General features: G+C 60.0%; 5 protein-coding genes. All 5 read right to left on the bottom strand.

All coding sequences use genetic code 11. The features are described from left to right. Positions 1–146: 146 nt before the first annotated feature. Positions 147–911 carry an ABC transporter ATP-binding protein gene (locus ACW9JE_RS28595; RefSeq protein ID WP_175379561.1) on the bottom strand — a complete coding sequence of 255 codons (765 nt, stop codon included), beginning with the start codon at positions 909–911 and terminating at the stop codon, positions 147–149. A 28-nt stretch (positions 912–939) separates the two neighbouring features. Beyond that, positions 940–2052: a M14 family metallopeptidase gene (locus ACW9JE_RS28600; RefSeq protein ID WP_457434664.1), complete on the bottom strand. Its 1113-nt coding sequence runs from the start codon at positions 2050–2052 to the stop codon at positions 940–942. A 1-nt stretch (position 2053) separates the two neighbouring features. Then, a complete protein-coding gene (locus ACW9JE_RS28605; protein ID WP_457434665.1) occupies positions 2054–2752 on the bottom strand; it encodes an ABC transporter permease in 699 nt (232 codons plus the stop codon). Then, complete coding sequence (locus tag ACW9JE_RS28610; protein WP_224538437.1) at positions 2749–3438, bottom strand: ABC transporter permease; 690 nt, start codon at positions 3436–3438, stop codon at positions 2749–2751. Before ACW9JE_RS28610 ends, ACW9JE_RS28605 begins: the two co-directional genes overlap by 4 nt. 91 nt (positions 3439–3529) lie before the next feature. After that, entirely contained in the window at positions 3530–4306 is a 777-nt protein-coding gene (locus tag ACW9JE_RS28615) for an ABC transporter substrate-binding protein (protein ID WP_457434666.1), read from the bottom strand. Positions 4307–4864: the final 558 nt, after the last annotated feature.

Below are 4864 nucleotides of genomic sequence, written 5' to 3' on the forward strand. Positions count from 1 at the left end.
CTCGCGATGGACTCAAGGACACCGCGGGGCATCAGATTTCCCGCGTTATCGTTGAAGACCATCGCGAGCATGCTCGCTCCTACAGGGGAGCCGGTCAGTCTAGGACCGCGAAGCATGCACTATATAGGTGCACAAAGCAGCCCCGATTACTTGAGGCTACCCGAAAGGAATTGCTGCAGACGTTCCGATTGCGGGTTGACCAGCACTTCGCGCGGGTTGCCGCTTTCTTCGACCACGCCTTTGTGCAGGAACACCAGCTGGTTCGACACTTCACGGGCGAAGCCCATTTCGTGGGTCACCACCACCATGGTCCGGCCTTCCTGGGCCAGGGCCTGCATCACTTTGAGCACGTCGCCCACCAGCTCCGGGTCCAGCGCCGAGGTCGGTTCGTCGAACAGCATCACTTCCGGCTCCATCGCCAGGGCACGGGCAATCGCCACACGCTGCTGTTCACCACCGGACATGTGCCCAGGGTAAGCGTCCTTGCGATGGGCCACGCCGACCTTGTTCAGGTACAGCTCGGCCTTCTCGCGGGCTTCGGCCTTGGACACGCCCAGCACGTGAACCGGCGCTTCCATGATGTTTTCCATCGCGGTCATGTGCGACCACAGATTGAAATGCTGGAACACCATCGACAGGCGCGAGCGCATGCGTTGCAGCTGCTTGGGATCGGCGGCCTTGAGCCCGCCATCCTTGTTCGCCACCAGTTTCAGCTCTTCGTTGTTAAGCAGTATCTTGCCCGCGTGCGGCTGCTCCAGCAGGTTGATGCAGCGCAGGAAGGTACTTTTGCCGGAGCCACTGGAGCCGATGATGCTGATCACATCGCCAGCTGCCGCTTTCAGGGACACGCCCTTGAGCACTTCGTGACTGCCATAGCGTTTATGCAGGTCTTGGACTTCAAGTTTGTACATGCGGTCGGTTCTCACAAAAAGCAGTCAGTCAGTCGTTGAGCAAGCGCCCGTGACGCAGCGCTTCGCGCCCCGCCACCTTGGCCAGCCAGAAACCGGGTTGGGCATAACGCAGCCGTTCAATGGCAAACAGCACCCCGGACGTACCAGCACACACCGTGCTGACCCGATCCGCCAGCGGATCGATCACTTCGAAAATCTCGTCGCCGGCTTCGATCCACTCGCCGGGCTGACGCAGGTAACTGATCACGCCAGGGTGCGGCGCGAACAGCAATTCGGTGCCTTCGAACGGCATGCCTTCGCAAGCTTCTTGCGCAGGTTTTGGCCATTCGCCGCTGATCAGGCCTTGCTCGGCCAGGAACGCCAGGATGCCTTCGGCATAGGCTTCGGTGGCTTCACGCCCCGTATCGGCCTGACCGCCCAACTCAAGGGTGGTCGCCAGACACGCCAGCGGAATCTGCGCATCCGGGAACAGGCGCGACAGACGCAGCCACGGCAGCGAGCAGGCTTCGTCGAAGGAGCTGCCGCCGGAATCTTCCGCCAGCAAGCCCACTTTCACATCCAGGTGCGCGGCCAGCGAACGCCACTGCGGCCAGTGCTGCGGCAGCGCGTACATGTGCAGCGCCGCTTCGGCATCGCAGTGAAGGTCCAGCACCACGTCGGCGGTGCAAGCGTGGCTCAGCAGGATGCGTTGCATGCCCTGCAACTGGCTGCTGGCTGGCGGCAATGCAGCCAGATGCTCGCTCATGGTCTGGCGGATCAAGCGGATGTTGGCGTGCGGATCGTCACCCAGATGCCCGTCGAGCTGCGCAGCCACCGGGGCGCTGAGTTCGACGAAATCACGGTTGAAGTTCTTGCCGCTGCCCGCCTCGAAACGACCTTGGTGATTGCCCTGCAGCAATTGACCCAGACCCAGTGGATTGGCCACCGGCACCAGTTCAATCACACCGTTGAGCAAGCCCTGGTCTTCGAGTTCGGCCAGGCGTTTCTTCAGCGCCCAGGCGGTACGCATGCCCGGCAATTCATCGGCGTGCAGGCTGGCCTGGATGTAGGCCTTGCGCTCGCCGCTGCCGAAACGGAACACCGAGATATGGCGCTCGCTGCCCAGATGGCTCCACGGCAAAGCGTGATCGATGCGCTCCATATCAGTGCTTCCGCGGGGCCAGGTAGCCCAGCCAGCGGCGCTCGGCCAGTTTGAACAGTTTCACCAGAATGAAGGTCAGGCACAGGTAGAACACGCCGGCGGTGATGTACGCCTCGAACGGCAGGTAGAACTGGGCGTTGACCGTGCGCGCGGCACCGGTGATGTCGATCAGGGTCACGATGGACGCAAGACTGGTGGTCTGCAGCATCATGATCACTTCGTTGCTGTACTGCGGCAGCGCCCGGCGCAGGGCCGACGGTAGCAGGATGCGCTTGTACATCTTGAAGCGCGACATGCCCATGGCCTTGGCCGCTTCGATCTCGCCGTTCGGCGTGGCGCGCAGGCTGCCGGCGATGATTTCGGCGGTGTAGGCGCTGGTGTTGATCGCAAAGGCCAGACACGCACAGAAGGTCGCGCTGGACAGCCACGGCCAGAGGAAGCTTTCGCGTACTGCTTGAAATTGCGCCAGACCGTAGTAGATCAAAAACAGCTGCACCAGCATCGGCGTGCCGCGAATCACGTAGGTGTAAACCCACGCCGTCATGTTGACCACGGCGTTTTTCGAGACGCGCATCAAGCCCAGCGGCAACGCACACAGCAGGCCGAAGAACAGCGACAGCGCGAGCAATTTGAGGGTGGTCAGCAACCCGCTGAAGTACAGCGGCAGTGCCTCCCAGATGACGTTGTAGTCGAAGATCATAGCTCAGCCGCCCTTACGCCTACCGAGTAGCGCTTCTCGAGTTGACGCAATGCCAGCAACGAAACACTGGTGATCACCAGGTACAGCGCCGCCACTGCGAGGAAGAAGGTGAAAGGCTCACGGGTGGCGTCGGCCGCCTGCTTGGCCTTGAACATCATGTCTTGCAGACCCACCACCGAAATCAGCGCGGTGGCCTTGGTCAGAACCAGCCAGTTGTTGGTGAAGCCAGGGATCGCCAGACGGATCATCTGCGGCACCAGCACCCGGAAGAACACCTGAAAGCTGCTCATGCCGTAGGCCATGCCCGCTTCGGCCTGTCCCTTGGGGATCGCCATGAACGCACCACGGAAGGTTTCCGACAGGTACGCACCGAAGATGAAACCCAGGGTGCCGATACCGGCGGCCAGCGGATTCAGGTCGATGTAGTCGTCGTAGCCGAGCATCGGCGCGACGCGGTTGAGCAGGTCCTGACCGCCGTAGAAAATCAGCAGGATCAGCACCAGGTCGGGAATACCGCGAATCACGGTGGAATACAGGTCGCCCAGCCAGGCCAGCCAGCGAACCGGCGACAGACGCAGTGCCACGCCGATCAGGCCCAGCACGATGGCCAGGGCCATGGACGACAAGGCGAGCTGAAGCGTCAGCCAAACGCCATCGAGGATGACAGCCCCGTAGCCTTTCAACATGATTCAGGTCCTCGAAAGTTGGGATGAAAAAATGGCGCAAACCTCAGTGATCCTGCTGCTTGCGCCATTTCGGACTTGTCGCCGGAGCGTGTTACTTGCCGTAGATATCGAAGGCGAAGTACTTGTCCTGGATTTGCTTGTACTTGCCGTTTTCGCGGATGGCCGCGATGGCAGCGTTGAGCTTGTCCAGCTCGGCCTTGTCGCCTTTACGCACGGCGATACCTACGCCGTCGCCGAAGTATTTGACGTCGGTGAAAGCCGGGCCCACGAACGCGAAGCCTTTGCCGGCGTCGGTTTTCAGGAAGCCGTCTTCCAGCAGCGTAGCGTCTGCCACGGTGCCGTCGAGGCGGCCGGCGGCCACGTCCAGGTAAATTTCGTTCTGAGAGCCGTATGGCTTGATCTCGGCGCCCAGTGGAGCCAGGACTTCGCGGGCGAAACGCTCGTGGATCGAACCACGCTGCACGCCGATGTTCTTGCCCTTGAGCTCGGTCAGGCCTTCGCTGACCTGAGTGCCTGCTTTCATGACCAGGCGGGCCGGGGTGTTGTAGTACTTGTTGGTGAAGTCCACGGACTTCTTGCGATCTTCAGTGATCGACATGGACGACAGGATCGCGTCGATCTTGCGCACTTTCAGTGCCGGGATCAGGCCGTCGAACTCTTGCTCGACCCACACGCACTTGACCTTCATCTCTTCGCACAGGGCGTTGCCGATGTCGTAGTCGAAGCCGACGATGCTGCCGTCCGGTGCCTTGGAGGCGAATGGAGGGTAAGCCGCTTCGATACCGATTTTCAGAGGTTTTTCATCAGCGAAGGTTGGCAGCGACAGCACGGACAGTGCCAGGGCGCCAAGCAGCACGAGTTTCTTCATCTTGGGACTCCATCGGTAAAGGGCTGAATCGGCAGAGTGAGCGAGAGCCCAATATGCGAATGAGTGGAACCGGAAATTGGTTGCTCCGTCCTGGGAAGCCTGTGCATTTTTTAAACACAGACAACGACGAGCGAGTGATCGGCATTCTAACGACAGGCCCGAGGCCGATATTTCTTCAATGCGACAACTAGTTACAGAAGCACCGAGAAAGCCGTTTGAGCGCGTTGACAGCCCTGCAAAATCATGCAAAGGCAAAAGAGGGTAAACCGATCTATGTAGCAAATAGCGGGCCTATTATTGGCAAACCCTTCTAATCCGGCAAGCTTGGCGTTGGGTGTTATTTTTTTGGAAGGGTTTTGAGGCCTTCGTTCAGAGCACCGCGTTTCCCAATGCCCCGGGTGGGTGTGGAGCGGTTACACATTCAATAAAACGAAAAATCGCGGGTAACAGTAGGAAACGTCCCACAAGGCTCCCGATAATTATTGGCTGTTGGTTATGCCGAGCACATACCTGTGGCGAGGGGGCTTGCCCCCGTTGGGCTGCGAAGCGGCCCCAAAA

It is taken from the genome of Pseudomonas sp. SDO55104_S430, from assembly GCF_054070595.1.